Annotated in this window: 27 protein-coding genes; 16 read left to right on the top strand and 11 right to left on the bottom strand. The window is 40.6% G+C overall.

Going from position 1 to position 25,377, the window contains the following annotated elements; all coding sequences use genetic code 11:
- Nucleotides 1–49: 49 nt before the first annotated feature.
- Nucleotides 50–607: an HdeD family acid-resistance protein gene (locus HQN83_RS03115; RefSeq protein WP_173088488.1), complete on the bottom strand. Its 558-nt coding sequence runs from the start codon at nucleotides 605–607 to the stop codon at nucleotides 50–52.
- Between the two features lie 95 nt (nucleotides 608–702).
- Between HQN83_RS03115 and HQN83_RS03110 the strand changes: the two genes are divergently transcribed.
- The 12 genes from HQN83_RS03110 to HQN83_RS03055 all read left to right on the top strand — a co-directional run bounded on the left by HQN83_RS03110 (nucleotide 703) and on the right by HQN83_RS03055 (nucleotide 11,505).
- The gene (locus HQN83_RS03110) at nucleotides 703–1,785 is read left to right on the top strand and encodes a 2-hydroxyacid dehydrogenase (RefSeq protein ID WP_173088486.1); all 1,083 of its coding nucleotides are present in this window, start codon (nucleotides 703–705) and stop codon (nucleotides 1,783–1,785) included.
- A gap of 97 nt (nucleotides 1,786–1,882) precedes the next feature.
- Nucleotides 1,883–2,560 (top strand): response regulator transcription factor, encoded by a 678-nt coding sequence (locus HQN83_RS03105; RefSeq protein WP_173088484.1) that lies wholly within the window; start codon nucleotides 1,883–1,885, stop codon nucleotides 2,558–2,560.
- Nucleotides 2,557–3,819 (top strand): sensor histidine kinase, encoded by a 1,263-nt coding sequence (locus HQN83_RS03100; RefSeq protein ID WP_217277295.1) that lies wholly within the window; start codon nucleotides 2,557–2,559, stop codon nucleotides 3,817–3,819. Before HQN83_RS03105 ends, HQN83_RS03100 begins: the two co-directional genes overlap by 4 nt.
- A 103-nt stretch (nucleotides 3,820–3,922) precedes the next feature.
- Nucleotides 3,923–4,348 carry a QcrA and Rieske domain-containing protein gene (locus HQN83_RS03095; RefSeq protein WP_173088482.1) on the top strand — a complete coding sequence of 142 codons (426 nt, stop codon included), beginning with the start codon at nucleotides 3,923–3,925 and terminating at the stop codon, nucleotides 4,346–4,348.
- Nucleotides 4,349–4,352: 4 nt separating this feature from the next.
- A complete protein-coding gene (locus tag HQN83_RS03090) occupies nucleotides 4,353–4,787 on the top strand; it encodes a thioredoxin family protein (RefSeq protein WP_173088480.1) in 435 nt (144 codons plus the stop codon).
- A gap of 6 nt (nucleotides 4,788–4,793) precedes the next feature.
- A complete protein-coding gene (locus HQN83_RS03085; protein WP_246254198.1) occupies nucleotides 4,794–5,729 on the top strand; it encodes an FAD:protein FMN transferase in 936 nt (311 codons plus the stop codon).
- Nucleotide 5,730: 1 nt separating this feature from the next.
- Nucleotides 5,731–5,961 carry a DUF4266 domain-containing protein gene (locus HQN83_RS03080; protein WP_173088478.1) on the top strand — a complete coding sequence of 77 codons (231 nt, stop codon included), beginning with the start codon at nucleotides 5,731–5,733 and terminating at the stop codon, nucleotides 5,959–5,961.
- Between the two features lie 8 nt (nucleotides 5,962–5,969).
- Nucleotides 5,970–7,190, top strand: a complete 1,221-nt coding sequence (locus HQN83_RS03075) for a DUF3570 domain-containing protein (RefSeq protein WP_173088476.1) — start codon at nucleotides 5,970–5,972, stop codon at nucleotides 7,188–7,190.
- A gap of 52 nt (nucleotides 7,191–7,242) precedes the next feature.
- Nucleotides 7,243–7,914 carry a cytochrome b/b6 domain-containing protein gene (locus HQN83_RS03070; RefSeq protein WP_173088474.1) on the top strand — a complete coding sequence of 224 codons (672 nt, stop codon included), beginning with the start codon at nucleotides 7,243–7,245 and terminating at the stop codon, nucleotides 7,912–7,914.
- Nucleotide 7,915: 1 nt separating this feature from the next.
- Nucleotides 7,916–8,605 carry a VIT1/CCC1 transporter family protein gene (locus HQN83_RS03065; RefSeq protein ID WP_173088472.1) on the top strand — a complete coding sequence of 230 codons (690 nt, stop codon included), beginning with the start codon at nucleotides 7,916–7,918 and terminating at the stop codon, nucleotides 8,603–8,605.
- 82 nt (nucleotides 8,606–8,687) lie between these two features.
- The gene (locus HQN83_RS03060) at nucleotides 8,688–11,198 is read left to right on the top strand and encodes a cation-translocating P-type ATPase (protein WP_173088470.1); all 2,511 of its coding nucleotides are present in this window, start codon (nucleotides 8,688–8,690) and stop codon (nucleotides 11,196–11,198) included.
- Nucleotides 11,199–11,268: 70 nt separating this feature from the next.
- Nucleotides 11,269–11,505 (top strand): hypothetical protein, encoded by a 237-nt coding sequence (locus tag HQN83_RS03055; RefSeq protein ID WP_173088468.1) that lies wholly within the window; start codon nucleotides 11,269–11,271, stop codon nucleotides 11,503–11,505.
- 848 nt (nucleotides 11,506–12,353) lie between these two features.
- Here the strand turns inward: HQN83_RS03055 and HQN83_RS03050 are convergent.
- Nucleotides 12,354–13,592: a BamA/TamA family outer membrane protein gene (locus tag HQN83_RS03050; RefSeq protein WP_173088466.1), complete on the bottom strand. Its 1,239-nt coding sequence runs from the start codon at nucleotides 13,590–13,592 to the stop codon at nucleotides 12,354–12,356.
- Nucleotides 13,593–13,688: 96 nt separating this feature from the next.
- Here HQN83_RS03050 and HQN83_RS03045 point away from each other — a divergent pair, with 96 nt between their 5' ends.
- Entirely contained in the window at nucleotides 13,689–14,714 is a 1,026-nt protein-coding gene (locus tag HQN83_RS03045; RefSeq protein WP_217277294.1) for a family 43 glycosylhydrolase, read from the top strand.
- A 20-nt stretch (nucleotides 14,715–14,734) separates the two neighbouring features.
- Here the strand turns inward: HQN83_RS03045 and HQN83_RS25490 are convergent, their stop codons facing one another.
- Both HQN83_RS25490 and HQN83_RS25420 read right to left on the bottom strand, forming a co-directional pair.
- The gene (locus HQN83_RS25490; RefSeq protein WP_394353487.1) at nucleotides 14,735–14,926 is read right to left on the bottom strand and encodes a putative quinol monooxygenase; all 192 of its coding nucleotides are present in this window, start codon (nucleotides 14,924–14,926) and stop codon (nucleotides 14,735–14,737) included.
- 432 nt (nucleotides 14,927–15,358) lie between these two features.
- Complete coding sequence (locus HQN83_RS25420; protein WP_173088464.1) at nucleotides 15,359–16,681, bottom strand: sensor histidine kinase; 1,323 nt, start codon at nucleotides 16,679–16,681, stop codon at nucleotides 15,359–15,361.
- Nucleotides 16,682–17,044: 363 nt separating this feature from the next.
- On the opposite strand from HQN83_RS25420, the gene HQN83_RS03035 reads away from it, so the two are divergent.
- On the top strand, nucleotides 17,045–17,227 hold the full coding sequence (locus HQN83_RS03035) for a hypothetical protein (RefSeq protein ID WP_173088462.1): 183 nt from the start codon (nucleotides 17,045–17,047) through the stop codon (nucleotides 17,225–17,227).
- 32 nt (nucleotides 17,228–17,259) lie between these two features.
- Nucleotides 17,260–17,421, top strand: a complete 162-nt coding sequence (locus HQN83_RS03030) for a hypothetical protein (protein ID WP_173088460.1) — start codon at nucleotides 17,260–17,262, stop codon at nucleotides 17,419–17,421.
- Between the two features lie 293 nt (nucleotides 17,422–17,714).
- On the opposite strand, the gene HQN83_RS03025 is transcribed toward HQN83_RS03030, so the two are convergent.
- Both HQN83_RS03025 and HQN83_RS03020 read right to left on the bottom strand, forming a co-directional pair.
- A complete protein-coding gene (locus HQN83_RS03025; protein WP_173088458.1) occupies nucleotides 17,715–19,664 on the bottom strand; it encodes an SPFH domain-containing protein in 1,950 nt (649 codons plus the stop codon).
- Nucleotides 19,665–20,214: 550 nt separating this feature from the next.
- Entirely contained in the window at nucleotides 20,215–20,409 is a 195-nt protein-coding gene (locus HQN83_RS03020; RefSeq protein WP_173088456.1) for a hypothetical protein, read from the bottom strand.
- Between the two features lie 215 nt (nucleotides 20,410–20,624).
- On the opposite strand from HQN83_RS03020, the gene HQN83_RS03015 reads away from it, so the two are divergent.
- Complete coding sequence (locus tag HQN83_RS03015) at nucleotides 20,625–21,164, top strand: GAF domain-containing protein (RefSeq protein ID WP_173088454.1); 540 nt, start codon at nucleotides 20,625–20,627, stop codon at nucleotides 21,162–21,164.
- On the opposite strand, the gene msrB is transcribed toward HQN83_RS03015, so the two are convergent.
- The 5 genes from msrB to HQN83_RS02990 form a co-directional block, all read right to left on the bottom strand.
- Nucleotides 21,153–21,659, bottom strand: coding sequence for a peptide-methionine (R)-S-oxide reductase MsrB (msrB, locus tag HQN83_RS03010; protein ID WP_173088452.1), 507 nt, complete (start codon nucleotides 21,657–21,659; stop codon nucleotides 21,153–21,155). The genes HQN83_RS03015 and msrB overlap by 12 nt on opposite strands.
- 11 nt (nucleotides 21,660–21,670) lie before the next feature.
- Nucleotides 21,671–22,420, bottom strand: coding sequence for a DUF1223 domain-containing protein (locus HQN83_RS03005; protein ID WP_173088450.1), 750 nt, complete (start codon nucleotides 22,418–22,420; stop codon nucleotides 21,671–21,673).
- A 19-nt stretch (nucleotides 22,421–22,439) separates the two neighbouring features.
- Nucleotides 22,440–23,063, bottom strand: a complete 624-nt coding sequence (gene msrA, locus HQN83_RS03000) for a peptide-methionine (S)-S-oxide reductase MsrA (protein WP_173088448.1) — start codon at nucleotides 23,061–23,063, stop codon at nucleotides 22,440–22,442.
- A gap of 82 nt (nucleotides 23,064–23,145) precedes the next feature.
- Nucleotides 23,146–24,888, bottom strand: a complete 1,743-nt coding sequence (locus HQN83_RS02995) for an NRDE family protein (protein ID WP_173088446.1) — start codon at nucleotides 24,886–24,888, stop codon at nucleotides 23,146–23,148.
- Nucleotides 24,876–25,376 (bottom strand): hypothetical protein, encoded by a 501-nt coding sequence (locus tag HQN83_RS02990; RefSeq protein ID WP_173088444.1) that lies wholly within the window; start codon nucleotides 25,374–25,376, stop codon nucleotides 24,876–24,878. Before HQN83_RS02990 ends, HQN83_RS02995 begins: the two co-directional genes overlap by 13 nt.
- Between the last annotated feature and the right edge of the window lies 1 nt (nucleotide 25,377).

The following is a 25,377-nucleotide window of genomic DNA, read 5'->3' as shown; positions in this document are numbered from 1 at the left end:
TTTTCTAACTTTTTTTGTACCTAATAAACAGTCGACTAAAAACTCCTAGCTAAACCCTTGCTAACCCCTTAAGCTGCAAGGACAATAGTATTCGGAATATTCCTGACACCAAGAATGCAAAGGCAGTCCATACAACAATATTAATGTCCCCAAAAAAAGGATCTCCAATGATCAATACAGATAGGATAACAATCAGTATCCCTGTTAATAAAAGCCAAACCCAATCCAACACGCCATATGCACGCAGTTCTATAGAGCTGCTTATGGCCATAAATCCTCTGAAAAGCATCCATAAACCAATTATTATTGGCATAACCACCATTGTCAGTAGTGGGAGATTCAGTAGATAACTCCCTAAAAAAATATCGATCAGACCACCACTTAAGTTCCAGCCCCAGCCATGAAGTCTCTTGTGGTTGCTGATGGCAAATGTGGTTTCAAAAATTCCGGCGAAAATCATCCCGAAAGCAAACAGCAAGCTCAAAGAAAGATAGGAGGAAACAGGAGCTACCAGCATCCAGATTCCCAAAGCTATAAATAATATTCCTGAATAAAACATCAGCCACCAGTACTGCGAAGCATCATGATTAAGGTATTTTGTTTTCATGGTTTTGGAATTAATAAACAAATAATCGAGCTTATTGACGGTTCTCTTGGGATGTATTTCCAATTCAAAGTTTCATAAAACCGATAAAAAAATAGATGACACAGGTCATCCTATTGATTGATGCTAATCACCTGTTCATCGAAGAAAATAATTTAAGTTTGATTAAGATTTCTATAACTAACGCATCTGAATCAATTCAGTTTATTTCACTTCATCTTTTGATCATGAAAGCAATTTTTTATAGTACAAAAGCCATTGAGAAAGGTCTGATGCTACATGCAAATCAAAACAGGCATGACCTTATTTTTACCACTCGCACTTTAAATACGGAAACTACCGCTTACGCTAAAGAGACCGAAGCCGTTGTGGTATTCACCAATGACGATGTAACCGCACCAGTGATTCATAAACTGGCAGCCCTGGGGATAAAATACATTGCTACAAGATCTGTTGGAATAGACCATATCGATAGGCTTGCTGCAGAAAAATGCGGGATAAAAATCGCCAACATCCCTGCCTATTCACCACAGGCAATTGCTGAACATACCGTAGCGATTGCGTTGGCTTTAAGTCGTCATTTGGTGCAGGCAAGCCAGCAATGCTCACATTTTAACTTTAGCCTCAACAAGTTAACTGGGTTTAACTTCTATGGAAAAACAGTTGGTTTGATCGGTCTGGGACATGTTGGCAAGGCCGCAATTCCAATTTTCAAAGGCCTTGGATGTAAAATTCTTGGCTATGACATTATACCTCAGCAAAACCTCCAAGACATAAATGAAGTTGATCTGAACACCTTATACAAAGCTTCAGATATCATCTCTTTACATATCCCGCTAACAGAACAAACTAAATATCTTATTACCCAAGCAAGTATCGAAAAAATGAAAAGAGGCGTAATGCTCCTCAATACTGCGCGCGGAGGACTCATCAAAACCGCGGATGCATTAGAAGCTTTAAGAAATGGTCAAATAGGCTATTTAGGTATTGATGTTTATGAGAATGAGAAAGGCTTGTTTTTTGAAGATCATGAAACCGATCAGGTAGCAGATCCATTACTCTCAGAATTAATGAAAATGCCAAATGTCTTGGTTACCCCACATCAGGCATTTCTAACCAACGAAGCGCTGGAAGAAATAGCTTTAGAAACCATAAAAACCCTTGATGATTGGGATAAGTAGTCTTGTAAGATACTGTGCTCCAACAATTGTCTTTTAGAAGATTCACTATCCTTCATAAACTTCAAATAGTCTTCAGATTTTAATACCATATTTACATATGAAATTTCTAATCGTTGAAGACGAAGAAGGCCTGAGGAAAAGTATTGATCAGTATTTGACAGCTGAAGGGAACATTTGTGACTGGGCATCAACCTATGAACAAGGCTATCAAAAACTATCCATTTACGATTATGATTGCGTTTTATTAGACTTAACCCTACCGGATGGAGAAGGACTTCAGTTATTAAAGCACCTTAAAAAGATCAATAAAGCAGATGGCGTACTGATCATATCTGCACGCAATTCCTTAGATCAGAAAATTGAAGGATTAAGCATAGGGGCTGACGATTACCTAATAAAACCCTTTCATTTATCCGAACTTTACGCCAGATTACTGGCCATCGTCAGACGTCGTAATTTTAATGGGAATAGCCTTTTGCATTTCAATGAACTAGAAATTGATACGGTTTCAAAGGAGACCAAAGTAAATGGTCAACTCGTATACTTTACCAGAAAAGAATTTGACCTTCTGTTGTATTTTGTGGCCAACAAAAACAAAGTGATTTCCAAATCGGCAGCTGTAGTGCACATCTGGGGAGATGATGCAGATATGGCCGATAGTTTTGATTTTATTTATACCCACATTAAAAATGTTAGAAAGAAACTGACAGATTCGGGCTGCAAAGACTATTTTCAATCCGTTTACGGAGTAGGTTATAAATTCAGTGAAACATGAAATTATTTACCAGTTACAACAGAATCTTAGCTGTCATTACACTCACAGGTCTACTGGCCATAGGATTTCTATTTTATCAAACGCTGGGTCAATACATCAACAAGCAGATCGAAGATCATCTATACGAAGAACTTCTTGAAGTAAAGGACTTTGCGCATGTTAAAAACATTCTGCCATCACCAGATGGCTTCGATGATGTCATTGTGGAGTATAGAAAAATAAGCAGGCCTAGTCATAGCAGCAAATTATTTGCCGATACGGTTTTCTATAACCCCAAGAAAAAACACGAAGAATCCGCAAGATACCTGAAAACACAATTATTGATAAAAGGTCAGCGTTACGAGGTCATCATCACGGCATCGAAATTTGAGCGACAGGAACAAATCAAAAGCATCATCCTGATCATTCTATTACCCCTTGTGGTCTTGTTATTCGTACTCTGGCTGGTCAACAGAATCCTAATCAGAAGAATGTGGTTGCCATTCCGGCAATTGCTAACCAACATTAAAGCATTTAACATTAACAAGGAGAAGGTTTTTGAACCCATACGGACCAATATAGAGGAATTTAAAGAATTGAACAAAGCAGTTCTTGAGGTCTCCTTAAAGGTGAAGTCGGATTACAGGGAGATTAAGCTGTTTACTGAAAATGCATCACATGAAATGATGACGCCCCTTGCAGTGATCAATTCAAAATTAGACACCATGCTGCAGTTTAATAGCCTGGGCAAAGAAGAAAGTGAAATTCTGGCAGATCTATATAAAGCTACCTCCAAACTGACTAAGCTAAATCAGTCCCTCCTACTGCTGGTTAAGATTGACAACAACCAACTCCAGGCCAGAGAAGAGATCGACCTGAAGACCTTATTGGAGGAGAAGCTGGGCTACTTCCAGGAATTGATTCAAAAAAGAAACCTGAAGGTAAAGACAGAGACCGCCGCATTTACTCTTTACGCGAACCGTTCTCTTATAGAGATATTAGTGAATAACCTATTCAGTAATGCCATAAGACACAATTACGATGGAGGTTCCATACAGATTACTTTAACTGAGGATAGCCTTATATTTTCAAATACTGGTACGCAGACCAGACTTGATCCTTTAAAAATTTTTGAAAGGTTTTACAAAGACAACACCTCAGATGGAACAGGCCTGGGACTGGCAATTTTGAAACAAGTATGCCTAAGACAGCATTACCAACTGAGTTATCATTATGAACAAAGACAACACCAATTTAGAATCATCTTTAATAGCAGGTAAAATACAATTTAGATGACAATACGTTAACATATTTTAACAAGTAACTTCACAATGTCTTCAGAATTCCCATGGATATTAGATTCATATTTAATGAATTAAGGTCATGGACAGAAAAGATTTTTTAGCCAGTATCGGATTATCAGCAGCGACCTTCGCTTTAATCAATTGTGCAGGTTGTTCCAAAAGCTCCAACTCCCCCTCTGCTGATACTTCGGGGCCAACAGGCATTAACTTTACATTAGACCTTACTTCATCAGTTAATTCGGCACTAACCTCCAATGGAGGATACCTGGTTTCCAATGGAGTCCTTGTTGCCCGCAACAACTCTGGAGCATTTGTTGCAGTTCAAAGATCTTGTACACATGAAAGTTACGGACTAATTTACCAGGGAAGCGCCAACAGATTTTATTGTGCCAACCATGGCGCTAGATTTTCAGAAAATGGAAGCGTCACAAACGGCCCGGCTTCAAGATCGCTAACCACTTACCATACACAACTAACAGGCACTTCATTAAGAATCTACAGTTAACATTATGAAACTATTATTGATCACCTTACTTGGATTATTTCCCGCTGCTATCATCTGGAATGGCAATTTCAATGAAGCACAGCAAAAAGCTAAAACTGCACACCAACAAATCTTAATCAATTTCTCCGGATCAGACTGGTGTGGTCCGTGCATCCGATTAAGAAAAGAAATTCTGGAATCAGAAGCCTTTGAAAATTATGCTAAGGAACATTTAGTATTAGTACGTGCTGACTTTCCACGCCAAAAGAAGAATCAGTTGTCCTCAGCACAGGTTAAACAAAATGAGGAATTGGCAGAAAAATACAACCCTGATGGTAAATTCCCATATACAATACTAGTAGATGAAAATGGTAAAGTACTGAAATCCTGGGATGGCTACCCAAATAAAAGTCCTGAAAAATTTGTTCAGGAGATCAAAACCATGGAATCAGGTAATTAACTAATAATGAAGACTCCGGAATCTTGTCGCCGCGTTTTAAAACTGATGGGCAATCGTTTTGAGTTCACCGTAATAGCTGATAAGGAGACTACAGGCCAAAAGGCAATTGATTTAGCTATAGAAGAGGTTAGTAGGATTGAAGCATTGTTCAGCACTTTCAAAGATACCAGCCAAACTAGCCTAATCAATCAGTATGCTGGCATAAAGCCTATTAAAGTCGACGAGGAAGTGATCGGGCTGATCCAACGCGCTGTAAAAATATCCGACATTACTCAAGGAGCCTTTGACATTACTTATGGCTCTATTGATAAAAGCTTATGGAATTTTGATGTGAATATGACCTCACTTCCTGATTTTGAATCCGCACTTCAATCGGTAAGCCTGATCAACTACCAAAATGTAATGGTAGATAAAGTGAATTCAACAGTCATGCTAAAACACGAGGGTATGCGCATTGGATTTGGGGGTATAGGAAAAGGATACGCAGCTGACCGAGCAAAACAAGTATTGCAAAACCTGGGGATTAAAGCAGGTATTGTGAACGCCGCTGGCGATCTGACTACCTGGGGTATGCAGCCAGATGACAGGCCCTGGACCATTGGTATTGCTGATCCCAACCAAAGTGAACTACCCTTCTCTTCATTAAACATTAGTAACATGGCCATTGCAACATCTGGAAATTACGAAAAATTTGCCACCATTAACGGCCGAAAATACTCCCATACGATCGATCCAAAGACTGGTCTTCCAGTTAGTGGAATCAAAAGTGTGACCATCATTTGTCCGAGCGCAGAATTAGCTGATGCCCTGACTACACCAGTTGTAGTAATGGGCGTTAACGTTGGCCTTGACCTGATCAACCAATTGCAACATGTGGCTTGCATCATTATAGATGATGAGGACCGTTTGTATACCTCCAGAAATATTAATGTAAAACAATGATATGAAAACGTCCATTCCAATATCAGTACTGCTAGGCACTGGCTTTTTTGCGCTGAGCCTATTAAGCGCATGTGCAACAGTAAAACCTTATCAAAAAAACAAACTCAATGATGCCGAAATGACGTTATCCTCACGAAAGGCGCAGAAATTTGAGCAAAGCTTCCAGTTATACCGCGAAGGTGGTTCAGGTGCCAATGGTGGCAAAAGCGGTGGTGGTTGTGGCTGTAACTAACTGAAGCCATGAGAAAAATCTATTTGCATGTACTCATGCTATTCCTAGGCGTTTTAGGTGCCAATGGACAAATTAAAATTAAACCCACTCCTTCAGATACCAGCAATTACCAAAGCAGAAAACTTAAAATTGATGAAATCAATCTGGTATCAGCATACTACAATCAGAATGGCAATAATTCGGCCGTTACAGGCGGTATTGGAACTGAAAAACTAACTGATTTTGCCAACACTTTTGATTTGCAGTTGTCTAAACTTAACAAAGCCGGAAATAAAAACACCTTTCTGTTTGAACTGGGCGTAGATCATTATACTTCGGCTTCATCTGATAAAATAGACCCAAGTACCATCTCTTCTGCTTCCATGGCTGATACGCGGGTCTACCCTTCCTTAAACTGGACACATAGTAATGAAAAGACCGGAAATGCTATTGGTTTTACGGGATCTTTTTCAACTGAGTATGATTACCAATCCTTAGGTGCAGGATTTAATCTTACCCGCTTGTCGAAAGATAAAAACACACAGTTTGATTTTAAACTGCAGGCATTTTTAGATACGTGGAAAGTCATTTTACCCATTGAACTGAGAGCTGCAGCGAGCCTTGGCAACGGAAGAGAATCCAGAAGCGAGGGATCAAGTCCAAGAAATTCATTCAGTGCCTCTTTCTCAATTTCACAGGTTATCAACCAAAAGCTACAGGCGATGATCATAGTTGAGCCGGCTTACCAAAAAGGTTTACTAGCCACCAAATACCAGCGTGATTACTTTACAGATGGTTCTTTAAGAGCTGAAACTTTACCCGATCAGCGTTACAAATTACCCATTGCAGCCAGGTTAAATTACTTTGCAAGTGATCAGGTCATCATCCGGACTTATTACCGATACTTTATGGATAACTGGGGCATCAAAGCACATACTGCAGAAATAGAAGTTCCGGTAAAATTAACTTCATTTATTTCTTTGAGTCCATTTTATCGTTACAATAAACAAACCGGCACACGTTACTTTGCGCCTTATGGGCAGCATGATCCTTCAGCCGCATATTTTACCAGTGACTATGACCTGTCGACGTTAAACAGCGACTTTTATGGTGCAGGTATACGACTGGCACCTCCTCATGGTGTATTTGGCTGGCAGCACCTCAATATGCTGGAACTGAGATACGGACATTACAGCAGGTCTACTGGTTTGGTTTCCAACATTATTACCTTAAATTTAAAAGTAAAATAACAACCCAGGGCATCTGGAAAACAAATTTCCAGATGCTTTTAACGCAATCAACATGGCTATCATTGAACCGCTAAGAAATGACATTGACCACCCAACCGAAGTTAAAAAACATAGTGCCCCTATTCGGCTATGGCATTGGTTAAACCTATTAATCATTACCGGATCACTATTAACTGTGTTATTAAACTCAACCTTATTTGATGTAAAGGGCAATACCAGTTATGTGCAGCAACAATTGCAGGAATCTGGTGTATCGGTAACTGCGCTGCAAGCTAAAAGTGTGGCCCATGGCCTGGAAGATAAAGTTTGGGGCATCCATATCTATTTTGGTTATGCACTTGCGGCCTTACTCCTGTTTCGATTGCTGGCTGAACCTTTTCAACCTGGACAGCAGCATTTTTTTTGTAAGCTAAAGCATGCCTATCAAACTTATCGTAAGCACAGTAAAAAGTCTAACCTGGCCTTGCATGACCTTACAGTTAAAGCATTATACCTTATTTTCTACCTACTGCTCATCATTATGGCCCTAACGGGGCTTTCCATTGCATTTGACCAGGAATTAGGTATCAGCAAAGCGACAAGCCATTCTATCAAAGACTTTCATGGTTTTTGCATGTATTTGATACTAACCTTTATCGTCGTGCATATTGTTGGTGTGCTGCTGGCTGAAAGGAAAGAAAGCAAAGGTATTGTTTCGGACATGATCAACGGAGGTAAAGCATAGTATGGAAATTGAAGAACATTACACCAATAGAAGCGGTTGGTTAAGGGCTGCAGTTCTAGGCGCAAATGACGGCATCCTTTCAACCACCAGTCTAGCGATAGGAATTGCAGCAGCCAGCACTACACGTGAGCCAATCGTACTTGCCGCATTGGCGGGATTGGTTGCCGGTGCATTGTCTATGGCTGCCGGTGAATATGTTTCGGTAAGTTCCCAATCGGATATTGAAGTTGCTGATCTGACCAGAGAAAAATCAGAATTGGAAAACACACCTGACCTGGAATTACGGGAACTGGCCAATATCTATCAACACAGAGGACTTGATGAAAATTTGGCCATGCAGGTTGCTATTCAACTCACTGCCCATGATGCCCTTGGCGCACACGCCAAGGATGAATTGGGCATCAATGAAATCACTCAGGCAAAACCCATGCAAGCTGCTTTAGCCTCAGCAGCTTCTTTCACTATAGGAGGGCTCCTCCCATTATTGGTTTCCATGTTTGCGCCAATAAAATTAATGGTTATTTACCAGTATGGCTTTTCCATTCTATTTTTAGCACTATCTGCATTGGTGGCCGCAAAAGCAGGTGGTTCAAACCGAGGAAAAGCTGTCCTGAGGATTTGCTTTTGGGGAACTGTAGCCATGTTCATGACCGCCTTAGTTGGTTACGTTTTTGGGGTAAAAACTGCGTAAGCAGGAATCAAGCGAAAGAATGATCTGAATCACATTTTTCTTCAGGAATATAACCGATTTTTAAAGTATCAATCTTAAACAGATGCCTGCAAATAACTTTAATATTCCCGGATTATCGAAGCAAGAAGTTATTGCGTCAAGATCAAAAAATGGCGATAACCGTTTAACCTACAAAAAGGAAAATGGTCTTTTTGATGCCATTAAGAATCTGGCAAAAGAACCTATGGTCATTTTGCTAATGGCTGCTGCCCTGATTTATCTTATTAGCGGTAAATCAGGAGATGCTATTTTTTTGGCATCAGCTGTTGTTTTGGTAGCTACTATTTCTCTTTACCAGGACTCCAGAAGCAGAAATGCTTTGGAGAAACTAAAAACTTACAGTCAGCCACATTGTAAGGTCATCAGGGATGGTCATCTATCGGAGATTAAAAGCGAAGAAATCGTGATTGGTGATTATTTAATGATTGAAGAAGGCACTTCTATCACCGCTGATGGCAACATTGTTCACTCCAATGACTTTTCAGTAGACGAGTCTATACTTACCGGAGAATCCTTTGCGGTATACAAAGATAAAAACAGTGAAGATCACCAGGTTTTTCAGGGTACCACCGTAGCCAGTGGACTAGCCATAGCAATGGTTACAGCTATTGGCAACGACACTAAGTTAGGGAAAATCGGCTTAAGCCTGGAAAACATAAAAGAAGAAAAAACTCCGCTGGAAGTTCAGATTAACAATTTCATAAAAAAAATGGTGCTAGCAGGCGCCGTCATTTTTTGCATCGTATGGGCCATTAATTACTTCAATTCCTTCAACATACTGGATAGTCTTTTAAAGTCCCTTACCCTTGCCATGAGTATATTACCTGAGGAAATTCCTGTAGCCTTTGCCACTTTTATGGCACTGGGTGCATGGCGTCTGATGCAAATGGGTGTGGTGGTCAAACAAATGAAAACTGTAGAGACACTGGGGAGTGCAACAGTAATCTGTACAGACAAAACTGGAACCATCACCGAAAACAAGATGAGTCTTGCCAAACTTTACCTCTTGTCCTCCAATGAAATAGTAGACCCTTATCAGGAGCTTGACAATATAGAAAAAGAACTGATTCGAATGGGAATGTGGGCCAGCGAACCCATTCCATTCGATCCAATGGAAGTTGCCTTACATCAGGCTTATGTTACAACAACCTTACTGGACGAACGTTCAATGTATAAAATGATTCACGAATATCCTTTAGGAGGAAAACCTCCCATGATGACTCACTTATTCGAGAATGAAAATGGACTACGCATCATTGCTGCAAAGGGAGCGCCAGAGGCCTTAATTGCAGTCTCAGCTCTTGAAGATATTGAAAAAGAAAAGATTCTGGAAGCTGTCAATACACTTGCCTCACAGGGATACCGTCTTTTGGCTGTGGGCCAATCGAATTTTGAAGGAAGCAACTTCCCTAACCAACAGCAAAAATTTAAGTTTAAATTTATAGGAATGGTGGGCTTTTATGATCCACCGAAACCACATATTGAAAAAGTACTGAAGGATTTCTACCAGGCTGGAATTGCCATTAAAATCGTTACAGGTGACAATGCAGCAACGACCATGGCTATTGCCAAACATATTGGCTTCAGCGGATACGAAAAAAGTATCAGTGGTGATGAACTTATGAAAATGTCAGCTACTGAACTTCAGCAAACTGTTTTAGAAACCAATGTGTTTTCCAGGATGTTCCCGGATGCGAAGCTCAAAATCATCAATGCTTTAAAATCAAGTAATGAAATTGTGGCCATGACCGGTGACGGAGTGAATGACGGTCCGGCATTAAAAGCCGCACATATTGGTATCGCCATGGGAAAAAGGGGAACAGAAATTGCCAAACAGGCCGCTTCATTGATTTTATTGGACGATGACCTAGCCCGAATGGTAGACGCAATAGCAATGGGCAGAAGAATATACACCAACCTGAAGAAAGCAATTCAATACATCATCTCTATTCATATCCCGATTATATTGACCGTATTTATTCCCCTAGCCCTAGGCTGGATTTATCCCAATATTTTCTCCCCCGTTCACATTATATTCCTGGAACTGGTGATGGGCCCAACCTGCTCCATCATTTATGAGAATGAACCAATAGAAAAAAACACCATGCTTCAGAAACCGCGTCCTTTTTCTACCACATTTTTCAACCGGAAAGAATTGATCACAAGCATCCTGCAAGGATTAACGATCACCGCAGGAACTCTATTTATCTATCAATATGCCGTTCAACATGGTTATGGAGAACACCTCACAAGATCCATGGTATTTACCTGTTTAATCGCAGCAAATATATTACTCACTCTGGTTAACAGATCTTTCTATTATTCTCTGCTTACCACCATAAAGTATAAAAATAACCTGGTATTTCTCATAATTATGATCACTATACTTATTTCGGCTGCCGTCCTCTACATCAGACCATTAACCGCCTTCTTTGGATTTCAGTCACTGAGTTTAGTCCAATTGTCCCTTAGTATAAGCATCGGGTTCTTATCTGTAGTCTGGTATGAATTTGTAAAATGGAAAAAGAGGCTTCAGCCGACTAAGTCTGCCTAATAATGATGAATATGCAGTTAGTCTCTCTCTAAATTAAAACACCGATTCAAAACAATTAGATTAAGTTAAAATGAATAAAGAGGTTGACATTAACAAGCTTGGACTATCAATTTGTGCTAAAGCCGGCATCAAGTACATTACTTCAGGAGATTGCCAGTATCTTTCTATAGAGATTAGTAAAGCAGTGAATAAACCAATTAGCACAACTACACTTAAAAGAGTTTTTGGTTTCGCTGCTGTTAAATTTAATTTTTCAAAACATACAATGACAGTTCTTTGCGAGTATATCGAAAACCCAAAGAAATAATAGAAAAAAACATTATCACTGAACCGACCTCGCCAACCTATGTTTACACTTATTAAATTCATTTTGCCCTCTCAATTCGGGGTGGCAGTATTGCACACTCAACCCATAATATATCTTATCGACTATCAACCATAACCATTCTTAAATATCAGGCTATAAATTTGGGTCTGTATTACTTCAAATCAAAATGGATCAACCCATTTCACTCATTTGTTTTCTATTTTTCAATCGCAAAAAATGTAAAATAACTGCTCATTAATTACTACTAAAATAACAATATCACAGTACAAAACGAATCTTAGTGAAATGTCATCATACTATTATAGTTATATTTTTCTTCGACTATGAACTGCTGGGGTATCTGGGAGTCCACTAGAACATTTAGAAGTAATTTCAGCTGTCATAAAAGAGGTTTACAAGAAAAAAAGAAAGAATTATTTTTTTCAGAAAATCATTAAGTTATTCTATTAGTTCGTTCTCCGCCCGCAATTCTAGACCTTTGGGCAGTTGAACAAAAATATAAGTTATGGGACTCAATATTATAGTCTGACTTGGTTATTGGATAACGGTGTGATCAATAGGAAGAATATGATCAAAAATTGATAGAACCGAATGCACATTACCCATAAATACCTACTATTAAATGGTTTATAATTAGTAATAATTGTTTTTTATTTCAATAACTGTACGTTGTGGTAAGTGGTTCAGCCCAATTATCAGCAAAGTTATGATATTTGTTTCCCTATTAAAAATGATCAAAAAGTTAACCAGTGGACATACTAAGTCTGCAAATAAAAATACCAACATTTTTATACAGGGAGTGTCCTGTCGGTGGATAAGTGTAAAATTTAGAATGCTTCTCCAAGATTCAACAGTATTGCACTGTATCCTTTACTCATGCCATAATCAATACCGATATTGGTATTGGAAGCCTTGTTGAATTTGATGCGCAGACCTGTTCCTGCTGCCGGTTTCCAGGAGGTAAATAATGAGCCTGATCCACTGACCGTATTCACATTCGCAAAAACAACAAAACCCAGTAAGCCATTCGCTGTAATATCGCGACGGTATTCACTCTCGGCATAAAACAATGACCTGCCGCGGTACCTGTTCTGATCTATCCCCCTGGCTGACCTGTTGTATGGATCCCATCCTGTACTGGGCAAATCGAGGTAAGGAGTTTTGTTATTCAACACCGTCCAGAAATAAGACCATAAGGCGAGGGTATTCTGCTGGTGGGGCTTTGCTGGATTCATTGGGATGTATTTTCTTAGATCCAGGTAAATGGAGCTCCAGTTGTTGTTACTGCCCAAAAATGTTGGATTTACCCGGTAAACTAAATTTCCGTACATCCCTGGCATTGGATTGATGGAATTGCTTCGGGTATCATAGACAAGGTTTAAACTGACTCCCGATGAAAAGGAGTTTTTACCTGTACCATAGCGGTATCCCGAATACTGTTCCAGCTCAGGAAAGGAGTCCTCGGTACTGATGTTAAAGCGGTAATCGAGGTTAAAGCCAAGACCAGCATACAAATATGGCTTGATTCTTTTTAGTGCGTTCTGATAGAACCTAATGTATTTGTAGCTGAGCAAAGTCCGCTCCTGCTCCCTTTTTGACGTTCCAAGACCCCAAGTATATTGGGGATAGACCAGAAAGCGGGTATCTCCTTGTATCAGCCAGGTATTATCCGGCAGCCAAATGCCAGTCCTGATTGGCAGTCCAAAACGACTGCCGAGATTCCAGTAAGGTGTAAATGTCGCCGTCGATAGGTTTGTTGTCTTTTTGGGCCCCAAGTACATCGCAGCCGAAGTGCTGGTTATCAGTGCATTTCCGGTTCCACCGGGTGCAGTACCCCCGATAGGTAGAATGGAAAAATAAATCTTCTTGTCTTTTTCTTCCCGGATCTTTCCGGAACGGATGCGAATTAGCGCTTTGCCAATATCAATAAGGTCTGTTTGTCTTGCGGTATCTAAGCTCTTTTTGTTCTGGATGATTGCATCACCAGCATTTTGACCAAAGGAAGAAGCCCAGCAACAGATCAACAAATTGATCAGACACAATTTTACTATAATTTTCGGTCGCATATCGGCAGGATAGGATAAGTAAATGGCAATAAGCCTGCCAGAAACAACCTATTTTTTAATTCATTGTTAGATAAACTTCAATCGCAATTTTTTGTTATGATATTTGATTTTCCCGTGAAATATACCTTCCTTACCCACATGTTCAGGAACCTGTTTGTCTTCGTTTTGTTTACCATTTGTATAACCGGCTTTAGCTACGGCAGACAAGCCAGCCGATCGATCTCCGTTCATGACCCAGTAATGATCCGCCAACGGGATACATACTATATTTTCTGTACCGGAATGGGAATTCGCAAATGGTCGTCCAAAGATCTGAAGAACTGGAAAGCAGAAAAACCAGTTTTTGATACCCCACCAAAATGGGCGGTAAACATGGTTCCCGATTTCAAGGGACATATCTGGGCACCTGACATCAGTTTTTATAAGGGCTTGTACTATTTATATTACTCAGTTTCTCAATTTGGCAAAAACACTTCAGCGATAGGCCTTGCCACCAACACAACCCTTAACAGTGAAGATCCTGGCTACAAATGGGTTGACCACGGTGAAATCATCCACTCAGAGCCGGTTCGGGACAACTGGAATGCGATAGATCCGAATTTCATTACCGATAAAAAAGGAAAGCCTTATATTGCTTTTGGCTCCTTTTGGGGTGGGTTAAAGCTGGTAGCACTAGCTGATGACGGCAAACACCTCTCTTCCCAATCGCCTGGCATGGAAACCATTGCCGGCAGGAAAAAGAATGCAAACGACCCGAACCCGATAGAAGCACCCTTTATATTTAAAAAAGGCAGGTGGTTTTATCTTTTTGCTTCCATTGATTATTGCTGCAGAGGCCCCGAAAGCACTTATAAAATCATAGTCGGGAGAGCAAAGGATTTAAAAGGCCCCTATCTTGACAAAACTGGGGCTGACCTGCGAACAGGTGGCGGCACTGTTTTACAGGCCGGCAATGAAAACTGGTATGGTGTGGGTCACAATGCCGTATGCAGTTCGGATGGAAAAGATTATCTGATCTATCATGGCTACGACGCCAAAGACAAAGGATCGCCAAAATTGATCATCAAAGTGCTCACCTGGAAGAACGGATGGCCTGTCTCCGATGAGCAGTACAATAAATAATTACTAGTCATGGCTTAGGATCACTTTATCTTCAATTCGGGGATCAAAGGATCCGTATCAACTAATTCCAACTCCATTACCATGCTCAGGGTACCTTCTTTATATTTGAGAAAATGGGCTGTTTTAACGTGAGATTTGTAGGCTTCTTCTGTAGGATAAATTTCCAGAATGGTCAGGTGCGTGGGTTGCTCTTTCTCAAAAACAGCATGCAATATATTTCGGAGATAGTGGTTTTTCTACTATTTTGGTGGTGAATCCGCTTCAAACCTTAAAGCACTAAAAAAATAACCTAATAAACTACCGCAATGAACCCGCCTATTAGCTATATTCAGAAAAACATTTAGACTACCGCTGACCTAAGTACGGGGATCCCCCCCGCACTCGGCTTCAAAACCGGACGTGCCACTTTCATGGCATCCGGTTCCTCAACAATTTGGCGCTTATCATTCATACCTCTCCCGTGAATTTGGTGATGACAATGTGTATGTAGTAAGATGATATTTATTATTGCATTAAACGGAATAGTTGAAAAATCAATATTACCACCAAAATTGGGGAAGAGCTAGCAGCGCCGGAATCTCCATCAAGATATCATTAGAACAATAGGGTATTAATCTTTTTTATATATTAAGCAACGCTTATTCTTAAGCTGCTATTAAAGGAATCTCGATTTGGAAGGTAGTACCTTCATTTTCCTTACTGAAAACGGCAATTGAACCTCCATGTTGCTCAATAATCTGTTTAGAAATGTGTAAACCTAATCCCACCGATTTCTCGCCTCTAAGCCCAGGTCTGCCTGCTTTAGAAAACTGATCAAAAAGCACGGTTTGCAGATTGATAGGAATACCAATCCCCAAATCAGAAATTCTGATGATGCATTGATTTTCAGATTTGCAAACTTCAATGTCAATGGGCGTTTCTGGACCTGAGAATTTTAAGCTATTCCCTACCAGGTTGTCAATTACCCGCGTTAGCTTTGATGGGTTAACGGCAGCAGTAATAGCAGACTCAGCAGGTTTGAAATTAATAAGCCTTTCTTTGTTCAGTTTTTTTTGCCAGTTCTCATAAATCCCATTCATAAAGTCATTGATATTGGTACTCTGCAAATGGAAAGGGTTTTTATCGTTGTGAGCCACTTCCAGCAGGTCGTCTATAATGTGCTTTGCCTGGCGTGTAGAACTAAGGATCAGTTGCATGTCTACACTGTTTTTATGCTCCTCTTCATCTAACAGTATTTTTGTTAAGGCCTCTATATTGTTCAATGGGTTTCTCAGGTCATGCGCCACAAAACCAAGAATCTCGCTTTTTTGCTGAATAAGGATTTGCACTTCCATATTTTTCTCTTCCAGCTGTTTCACCTTAACAAATTGCTCGGATTTGTAGTAATAGCAGTATCTGGAACAGGCAAACATAAAAAAGGCCAATACGCCCGACATAATTACATTGAGCACCTTTTGCTGATCGCTAATGTCGGGAATGATCATCGCAGCGAAAAACAGGCCCACGATATAAATGGAAATGAGGATAATCTGTTTAAATTCAAGGGCAAAGAAAATACTAATTGCGACAACTCCGGTGAGGAATATAGTGAGTGTATTTTTTGGATTGAACATGGAGAACAGGAAGCTAACCGTAAAGGAGGTTGTTAGCAGAAAAATGCAAAATATAACCACAAGGATATTTCTGTTTAATGTTGTCCAGCGTGTAGATTTTGTTGCGAAGGTACTAATGATGGCGAAAAATGAGGCGCCTACAATCTGAACCCAGTTTAAAATGTTGTATTGCAACAGATTGGGCATAGCAACCAATTCTTTCTCATAAAAGATGGATGTCATCCTTACGCCAAAGGCAATAGCTATTAATACCGAACTTAATACGGTTACCTGTCTTACATTGATATAACTATAAGCCTCCTGAAACTGTTCGGAGTACTTACTCGGAATTCTGTATCTGAATAAATGAAGCACTTGTTTGTTTTGGTATGCAAAACTAACAAAGGAAATGAAGTTACATCACGATTATATTCCTTTTATTAACGGAAATAAAATAATCTGATAAATGTGTAGAAACCTGAGTTCGTTTAATAATTTGGAATATTTTAATTGGTTGTCCTGAAATTACTTGTCGCAAGGTCTAATCCAAACTTGGATGCTTACGGAATGTCTCTCGCAGTATCTGATTCTGAAGTGTCTCTACCTTTATCGAAAAAAGTCTGTTGACTACATTATATGACCTAAAGCTCTGGAAAAATTCGGCAATAACCACATTGGTTTCCGAGAGTAACTACTTCGATTTTTAAAATAATTATAAAAGACAACGTAATCCACATCATGGCAATTCCAAGAGAGACCCCGGGATCCGAAAATCAGTCGCCGAGGGTAGTGTATTGGAAAAATGGGGCAAAAAGTAACATTACCGACGGATCCAGAACCACAGCTAATGCAAAAATGGTCGTCAATGGTAACGATGTTTTACCGGTTTCCATGAACACAATTCAAGTAACAATGGAGTAGTGAAACTATAAAAAAATGGCACATTACAAAGCTTGTCTGATGCAAACGATGATCTGTTCCTGACGGGTTTATCAGTAAGCGGCAATGGCGAGTACGTAGTAGGAAACAATACCACTGCAGCTTTTCAATGGAAAAATGGGGTGCAAAAAAACATTAGTTTAAATGGCTATATCAATGACATTGTCGTCAAGTAAATAACCATCAGGAGCCAAAGAGCTATTATTCTAGAGATTTATGATAAAAGTTGCAGCGAAAACAAACTCATTTTTTTGCAGCTTTTTCCTGGCTGCTCATACCCCTGTTTACATATAGTAAAAGGGGGTTTAAACTAGCAGGAGAAAAAAGGCATTTAAAAACTGGCGTCTTCATCTTTGCAATCAACCTATTGAGCGTTCATAAAACCAATCAAAACTGAGCCCACCCAAAACACTTTAAGGTGGGCTCAGCATCTAACAAAAGAATTCCCATTAATAATTCCAGTTTAAATTTACATTTTATTGCCGGATTTAGTCTCTACAATTTCAGTGACAGGACTAAGTTCCCTGCGTCTGTCAGGATCCATTAACTCCATGAGTTTGATACCCAATAAACCGTCCATTGCAGAAGCACCATTAGGCCCACTGCTTCCGATCAATACATCTGGAATTAGCTTAACGTTACCTTTTGAAAGCTCTTCAGTAATTTTGTACCTGGTAAAGTTTTCTCCTCCCAAGGCCTTCACTGCAAGCTCATAAGCCTCGGCAGTTGACTTACCTACTGCAAGAATTTTGCCTGCTTCTGCGTCACCGGTCAATGAAATCATTTCCGCTTCTGCCGATGCCCGTAGCTTAATGGCTTCAGAATCGGCCTGTGCCCTGGCTTTAGTTGCTTCAGCTTCAGCATGAGCCCTCATTTTGGTCGCTTCGGCTTCTGCTCCGACCGCCAGTTTAACACCAGCAGCGTCACCTTCAGATTTTTTAACCGTTGCGCTTGCTGTACGTTCGGCGATCTCCACACTTTGCTGCGCTTTGACAATGTCCTTTTGCATATCGGCAATAGCAGTTTCTTTCTCCATACCCTGACGAGTTTCCTGTGCCTGTTTTTGCGTATTGTAAGTGACCTTCTGCTCCTCGGCTATTTTACGGTCGGTTAATGTTTTCATCAATGATTCCGGCGGAACAATGTCTCCGATCAGTGTATCTACCGCATTCACATTATACTCATCAAGGACCCGGCGAATATGTTCTTTGGCCGACTCCTGACGTTCCTTACGTGTACTGAGGAAAGCAATAACATCACTATCCTGAGCCGAGTTGCGGAAATAATTGCCAATCGTAGGTTCCAATACCTGAGAAACCAGGTTTACCATGTTACCAAAACGGGCGATTACCTTTGGAGCTTCAGTAGTAGGGACATGAATAATTTGCGACACATCCAGATTGAATGGAAAACCATCTTTAGAACGTACAGTAATTGTACATAGGTTCTTATCCAGATTGTGGGCCTCGCTGCGTGCAGATGCCCAGTTCAATACCAGGTTAGTGGTTGGCACGAGCTCCACTTTCATGATGTACTTATTGATGGGATATTTGCCCGGACCAAGCGGTTCCAGCCAAACACCTTTAGACCCTTTAGCTACAATGTTGCCATGTTTAAAGTCAACCCCTGTCAGATCGTTCCCATCATTCCCAACATAGGAAATCACAACACCTACATATCCAATTGCAATTTCGGTCATAGGAATTTGCTCCAGCTGAATCGCCCAGGGATTAAGGTTGTAAGAGCCCGCCAGAACCACCTGTGGCTGTAAACCGCGGTTTCCTCCCTTATTTATAAACTGGTCAAAATCCTGGAAGTTGTTATGCCCTTCTACCAGTTTACCTGCAATTTGGTTCTGCTCAATAGGCAAACCATCTAAGGTGGTTACAATCCCAACCATACTTTCCTGAATCCTCACCATTTCTGTAACAGAAACCTGGAACAACATCGTGTTGATCCTGTAAGAACCAGAAGTAATGTAGGACGTTTGCCTTCCCCTTTGGCCACCACTTTCCAGAAACTTAACTGCATCCTGGAAGTTGTCGCAGTCTACCTTTTGTCCAAGGATATTTCCCGTCGGTATTTCAGCACCATCCTTTGCCATAATCAAACCGATCTGACCTTCAGGAATTATCGTAAATCCTTCCATAGTTACGCTATACTGCCAAAACCACATCCCAAAATACAGTCCCGGAGCCAGCGTTTTCCCCTGAAATCCAGCCTCACCTTTAATGGCAATGATCCTCCCGTCCGGCAATTCTTTGTCTGCCCCATACAGGACAAATTTCTTGGTAACCAATCCGATTTTGTCTTCAGGTACCACGACCATTCCGAAGAAGAAACGTAAAATATATTTATTTAAAACTGCACACAACAGTGCCACTACAATCCACCAGTAATTAAAAATGAGCGCTTCCATAATTATACATTTTTATCTTTTTTTCGGCGGACAAACCATTCATCCGCTGCGATTTCGAGATCAAATTAAATGCTAAGTTTGGTCATTTTATAGTGATTTTGAATATATATTTTTATTGATTTTAAGGCATTAAGGGCGATTCAGGACGGATTTTTACAAAAACCCCACCTGCACTTGATTTTTCCTGAATTCGCTTGGTAGACTACAGGAAAACTATAAAATTTGACATTTTAACTTTTTCCAGCAGAGGTGGAGAATTAAAAATGAAGATTTGATAATTTACAGGTCAACATTTGTGTTTTGCAGGCAGGACAGTAGTTTAAAAAAAGGACAAAAAAATGCACAATTAGAAGACTGATCCTTTCCAAGAATACATTTAAATCTCACTGGATGCTTGCTCATTTCATTGCAAATAATCTACTTGCTCACAGGTTGACACATCAGTAAGAAACTAAAAAGGACATCAAGATTTATTCTTTCCGAGTCAATTAAAGAAAAAGCGCCTGTTCACATCAGTGGCAGGCGCGTTCATTAGCTGGTTAGACTAAAATTACTTTTTGGTCGTATCTTTCATCATGGTGTCTTTTACCATAGTATCCATTGCTGAAGAGTCCTTCATCATGGTATCCATAGTAGTCATCGATGAATCAGCCATCGTAGCATCTCCTTTTTTCTCCGATGTACAGGCTGCAACTGATAAAGAGATTGCCAAGGCTAAAAAGCCAAATTTGAATGCATTTTTCATAATAATTTTGTTAGAGTTAAGCTTTGTTTAACTTTTAATTCACTAATGGTCAAAAGGTAACCCATAAAAACTAAATATAAACTCAACTTACAAAGTCCAATTATCGCTATCGAAAACCATCTTTTACTAAAAAAGATAAAGGAAGTACCTGTTTAAACTATCATTCAGTAGTATTTTTGGCAAAAAAGCATAACCGAAATACATTCCATCAAATCATGAAGAATCATTTTGTATTCAATACCCTTCCTAAAAATGAAAAACAACGGATTTCAGCACTCCGATCTTATGGTATTCTACAAGGCCCTCATGAACCAGCCTTTGATACTTTAATCAGATTCGGCGCTCAGCTGTTTGAAGTACCCATTGCAATGATCACGCTGGTAGAAACAGATATAGTCTATGTGGTCTCAGGTAAAGGTATAGGCAAGGTAACCGAAGAACCGAGAAAGACCAGCATTTGCTCGTTGACCATCTTAAAGCACGAAGTAACGGTTTTTGAAGATACTAATCTATCCCCATGCCTACTCAGCAACCCATGGGTAGCCGGTGAATTCGGACTCAAGTTTTATGCCGGAGCACCTTTAAGCACTCCTGAAGGATTAAGAATCGGAACCATTTGTCTGCTAGATTTCAAACCCAGAAAATTCTCCAAAAAGAATAAATCTGTGTTGGAAAACCTGGCTTCATTGGTAATGGATATTGCAGGGCTGGTCAAAACAAAAAACGAGAGAAGCCCTCTTCTCCTACCTACCTAAAGCATCCGGTTCAAAATCCATCGAGATGGAATTCATACAATAACGTTTGTGGGTTGGCGCGGGGCCATCATCAAAAATATGTCCCAGGTGCGACCCACAGCGACCACAAAGCACCTCGGTTCGCTGCATCCCGACAGAATTGTCTTCACGATAAACGGTACTATTCTTCCGAATTGGTTCAAAAAAACTAGGCCAGCCACATGTGCTGGCAAACTTTGCGTCCGATTTAAACAAAGCATTTCCACATACCCTACAATAATAGGTTCCTTTAGCCTCAGCATCCCAGTACTTACCTGTGAAAGCCCTTTCGGTAGCTCCTTCCCGTGCAACCGCATACAGTTCAGGAAATAAGATCTTTTTCCATTCTGCGTTGCTCACATTTAGTTTTTTAGTATCCGTTCTGGAATAGTACGGGTTTTTAACGACCGGTTTACTTTGTCCATAGCTGCCTGAAACCACGAGTAACAGGATCAGCACATTTAAAATATTTTTCATCGATAGCTCATTTATAGATTAACCTTGTATTCACTTGCCCCGGTAATGTGCATGGAATGCTTATTTTGAGTATATAAAATAACTGCACAATCTTTAGCCTCCAGGCCCTTAGGTAACGCAAGCTCAACAGCTCCCTTACCCGCCGGGATGGTTTTGAAACTACGGACTACATTCACGCTGCCAAGATTTCGTCCGGCATTTTCCCCTGATTTTACCGCCGTCTTACTCAGGCGCTGCACAAGTGCAACATTAAGTACTACATCCTTTGTCTCACCCGAAACATCATATTGTAACTCAACGCTACGGTTAGAATTGATCTCAGCTTTTAAAACGATCTGGTTTTCAGCTGTTTTATTTTCCATACGATCAATCACCTTCTGTAATTTTTGTTCCTCTGATCCTATCAAATGAACCTCGCCATTCACAATAGCTTGCGGCGTATACACCCCATCTGCACCCTTGCCAGCTGCATAAAGGTGTTGTCTTGCGGTGTAGTGTGCTGAACTGAACTGATCCTTCCAACCTAAGTTGTCCCAATAATCCACATGAAATGCCAATGCATACACATTTGGCTGGCCAGAAAGCACCAGTCTGGACAACACCTCCTCTGCCGCAGGACAACTGGAACATCCCTGTGAAGTAAATAGCTCTACAACGGCAAAACCTGTAGATACAGGCTCAGTCCTGTTTGACCGGCCAGCTAAAACTGCACTTCCCATTAACAAGCCTGTAACAAGGAATATAAACAACTTTAATTTCATAGTGATAAAATTACACCAATTAAGGATTTTTCAATTTGTTCTTAAATACTTTTCTGAAATTTACCAGTTCCGGTGCAATCACATACTGGCAATAACGCTGCTCTTTGTTCCGGTTGTAAAAGTCCTGATGATAATCTTCTGCAGGATAAAAAACGGTGTATGCACTCACTGTGGTTACCACTTTACCTGGATATGCCTTCTCCTGGTTGAGTCTTCCAATATAATAACTAGCCAGTTTTTGCTGGTTGGCATTGTGATAAAAAATAGCCGAGCGATATTGCGTTCCATGATCATTCCCCTGTCTGTTCAGCTGGGTTGGGTCATGTGCGGTAAAGAACGCAGCCAAAAGCTCATCATAACTGATCTTGGACGGATCATAAATAACATTTACCGCTTCAGCATGTCCGGTTGTTCCGGTACTCACCTGCTCATAAGTTGGTCGTACCACCGTTCCGCCAGTATAGCCTGAAACCACTTTTATTACCCCCTGTAACTCTTTAAGTTGAGCCTCCACACACCAGAAACAGCCAGCGGCAAAAGTAGCCGTATCGGCTTGTTTCTTCTGTGCGGAAACATTTGATCCAAATAATAGGGCAAAGGACAACAAGGACAGGTATTTCAAATTCAACAGATTCGTTTTCATAATTTCAATTTTTATAAGCTCTAATTCTAAAACAATTTCAATACACATTTAGTTACGTATTCCTGCAAATTAAAGATGGTCATCAGGCCATCATTTTTAGGTGGGCCACATGCGCTTTAATCATGCGAAAGCCTTCGGCATTCCCCATTAGCATCAGTCCCTTTCTTCTGGCATTTAATCGGCTGATCTGATAAAGCAACTGCCAATGCCTAATGATCTCCTTCCAGGCAAAGAAAACAGAATGTACCGGATCGTACATGTGTGTAGGTTCACTGGCTGCCCCGTTAACTTCAATTACCGCAAAATGTTCGCCAGCATAAAGTTCTTCCCAGCTTTTAAACTTAATGTCCAGTCTTCCATAGTAAAACTCTGGGATTTTCTGACAAAACTGGTCAATGACAGTGCTCAACTCCTCATTGATCCGAAAGCTCAGATCAATAAATTTCGCCCCCCTGTTGTGACTGCCATAAGGCACCAATTCTTCACAAACTCCATCAGCCAATACCCGGTTCAAATCATTACCATACAATTTATTTAAAGCATCCAGTTGTAAGAATGAACGATCTTCTTTACCTAAAAGCATAGCAATAGTAGCGTTGCCATCTCCCCTTACTTTAAGAAATTCCTTTCCCACAATACCAGATAGCTGACCTTTGCGTTCCCCGGGGATGCGGTAATAGAATACACCGACCTCCAGTTCATAATCTATATACTCCTGAAGCAAAAAGTCCACCTGATTCTCTTCGAGGTAATTCCGGAGTTCGGGTTCAGATTGTAGCAGTTTCACTTTTACTCCTCTTTCCCCGATGTCAGGCTTAGCCATTAGGGGGAATCTCAGCCCTTTTAATTCCAAATCTTTTTCTACATCCTCTATTTTCTCGCCTGATCTGCAAAGCAAGGTTTTTGGGTAATATTTTCCTGGCATCAGCTCGTAAATACTGCTCTTTTTTCCCATTGCAAAGCCTGAATTAAGGATCAGGGGATTAGCTGCGCTAAAGAAAAAAAGTGAACGCGCTTTCAGACTCAACCAAAACCAATACCACATCACGGGAGCATAAACCAATTGAAGTGGCCAGTACTCCCAGTTAAATGTCCGTATCGCAGCTTTGCGAAACCATAACATTAATTTACCATCTGCTGGTTTCCCTAACTGTTGCAAATCCAGGTAAGTCATTTTGCCTTTTCCCTTAACTATGGCGATATTGGTAATACTTTTGGTCATCATTTTACCATGACGGTTTATCACCAGGTCCTGCTCCGGATTTCCGGTTCCGCCAAAGCGATGAAAGTCCAAAATGTCTTTTACAGCAAATCTCCGTTGATGTGCCTGCCAGTCGGAAAACCATCTTGCCCGCTGCAAGACTATATCTTCCTCATAAAGGGTTGCCGAAGACCAGATGTGTGCAATTGACGTAGACAATTCCTGCAGATATTTCTGCACTCCGGTCCAGCGGCACTCATAAAGCTTACCTTTCAGGTACAGGATCAAGGTAAAAGGCTCAACTTCCAGCAGATCATAGGTTTCAAAATAAAGCACTGGAAACTCCTGACTGAATATCTCCAACAGAATCAGCCCCCGACTTTTCCTGTAGGAAGATCTAGGGATGTGCTTTACAAATGCCCCATTGAGCAGTACCGCTACATCAGCATCACCTTTCAATGCCATCCAGCTCCCACCTTTATCCGGGTCTTTCGGAAAAGTCAACGTAAGCCCATTTACAACATAAGATTGCGGAGGCAATGCCTGGGCACGTGTTACCTGCTCATCCCTGTTCGAGGTCAGGTAAACTCCATTTTTAACCGGTAAAAAAGTTACTGTACACATGATTGCTTATGTTTTAAAGTGGAAACAGCCAAACCAAAATGAGCAGGTAGCTGGATAGAAGACACGCGCTCCACCCCAATACGCATTAAAGCCATATGATGTACTGTATGTTCCCGGTTATAAATCAATTCTCTGTAATAACTGCTGGGGACACTAAATCCAGCCTCATCGGCTAAACTATAACTCCCGGAAAGCTGCAATTGCCGATCTGGCTTGTCCAATGCCATTAGGGTTTCCTCCAGCTTCAGCAAGGCAAAATCTCTGCTGGATTCAATGGTATGATCTCTCTTGCGCAGGTCATAGTTCACATTTCCGTTGGAATACCCTTGGTTCAGCTCCAGGTAAAACTCAATCACATGCCTTACATGAGCTCCTATCGAAGAATTAGACATTATCCCAATCTTTTGGGTATACTGCTGATCACTTAGGCAATCCAGCATACTTTCCATTTGGATAAATAGGCCAGCTATGGGTTCTTTTAAATACATG

The organism is Pedobacter foliorum, from assembly GCF_013266735.1.
Taxonomy (GTDB): domain Bacteria; phylum Bacteroidota; class Bacteroidia; order Sphingobacteriales; family Sphingobacteriaceae; genus Pedobacter; species Pedobacter foliorum.
Note: the sequence above shows the minus strand (reverse complement) of the source record. Positions and strands in the feature narration are given on the sequence as shown.

Coding starts and splice junctions, on each gene's coding strand:
- HQN83_RS03115 (WP_173088488.1), bottom strand. CDS start 607: ATGAAAACAAAATACCTTAATCATGATGCTTCGCAGTACTGGTGGCTG.
- HQN83_RS03110 (WP_173088486.1), top strand. CDS start 703: ATGACACAGGTCATCCTATTGATTGATGCTAATCACCTGTTCATCGAA.
- HQN83_RS03105 (WP_173088484.1), top strand. CDS start 1,883: ATGAAATTTCTAATCGTTGAAGACGAAGAAGGCCTGAGGAAAAGTATT.
- HQN83_RS03100 (WP_217277295.1), top strand. CDS start 2,557: ATGAAATTATTTACCAGTTACAACAGAATCTTAGCTGTCATTACACTC.
- HQN83_RS03095 (WP_173088482.1), top strand. CDS start 3,923: ATGGACAGAAAAGATTTTTTAGCCAGTATCGGATTATCAGCAGCGACC.
- HQN83_RS03090 (WP_173088480.1), top strand. CDS start 4,353: ATGAAACTATTATTGATCACCTTACTTGGATTATTTCCCGCTGCTATC.
- HQN83_RS03085 (WP_246254198.1), top strand. CDS start 4,794: ATGAAGACTCCGGAATCTTGTCGCCGCGTTTTAAAACTGATGGGCAAT.
- HQN83_RS03080 (WP_173088478.1), top strand. CDS start 5,731: ATGAAAACGTCCATTCCAATATCAGTACTGCTAGGCACTGGCTTTTTT.
- HQN83_RS03075 (WP_173088476.1), top strand. CDS start 5,970: ATGAGAAAAATCTATTTGCATGTACTCATGCTATTCCTAGGCGTTTTA.
- HQN83_RS03070 (WP_173088474.1), top strand. CDS start 7,243: ATGGCTATCATTGAACCGCTAAGAAATGACATTGACCACCCAACCGAA.
- HQN83_RS03065 (WP_173088472.1), top strand. CDS start 7,916: ATGGAAATTGAAGAACATTACACCAATAGAAGCGGTTGGTTAAGGGCT.
- HQN83_RS03060 (WP_173088470.1), top strand. CDS start 8,688: ATGCCTGCAAATAACTTTAATATTCCCGGATTATCGAAGCAAGAAGTT.
- HQN83_RS03055 (WP_173088468.1), top strand. CDS start 11,269: ATGAATAAAGAGGTTGACATTAACAAGCTTGGACTATCAATTTGTGCT.
- HQN83_RS03050 (WP_173088466.1), bottom strand. CDS start 13,592: ATGCGACCGAAAATTATAGTAAAATTGTGTCTGATCAATTTGTTGATC.
- HQN83_RS03045 (WP_217277294.1), top strand. CDS start 13,689: ATGATATTTGATTTTCCCGTGAAATATACCTTCCTTACCCACATGTTC.
- HQN83_RS03035 (WP_173088462.1), top strand. CDS start 17,045: ATGGCAATTCCAAGAGAGACCCCGGGATCCGAAAATCAGTCGCCGAGG.
- HQN83_RS03025 (WP_173088458.1), bottom strand. CDS start 19,664: ATGGAAGCGCTCATTTTTAATTACTGGTGGATTGTAGTGGCACTGTTG.
- HQN83_RS03020 (WP_173088456.1), bottom strand. CDS start 20,409: ATGAAAAATGCATTCAAATTTGGCTTTTTAGCCTTGGCAATCTCTTTA.
- HQN83_RS03015 (WP_173088454.1), top strand. CDS start 20,625: ATGAAGAATCATTTTGTATTCAATACCCTTCCTAAAAATGAAAAACAA.
- msrB (WP_173088452.1), bottom strand. CDS start 21,659: ATGAAAAATATTTTAAATGTGCTGATCCTGTTACTCGTGGTTTCAGGC.
- HQN83_RS03005 (WP_173088450.1), bottom strand. CDS start 22,420: ATGAAATTAAAGTTGTTTATATTCCTTGTTACAGGCTTGTTAATGGGA.
- msrA (WP_173088448.1), bottom strand. CDS start 23,063: ATGAAAACGAATCTGTTGAATTTGAAATACCTGTCCTTGTTGTCCTTT.
- HQN83_RS02995 (WP_173088446.1), bottom strand. CDS start 24,888: ATGTGTACAGTAACTTTTTTACCGGTTAAAAATGGAGTTTACCTGACC.
- HQN83_RS02990 (WP_173088444.1), bottom strand. CDS start 25,376: ATGTATTTAAAAGAACCCATAGCTGGCCTATTTATCCAAATGGAAAGT.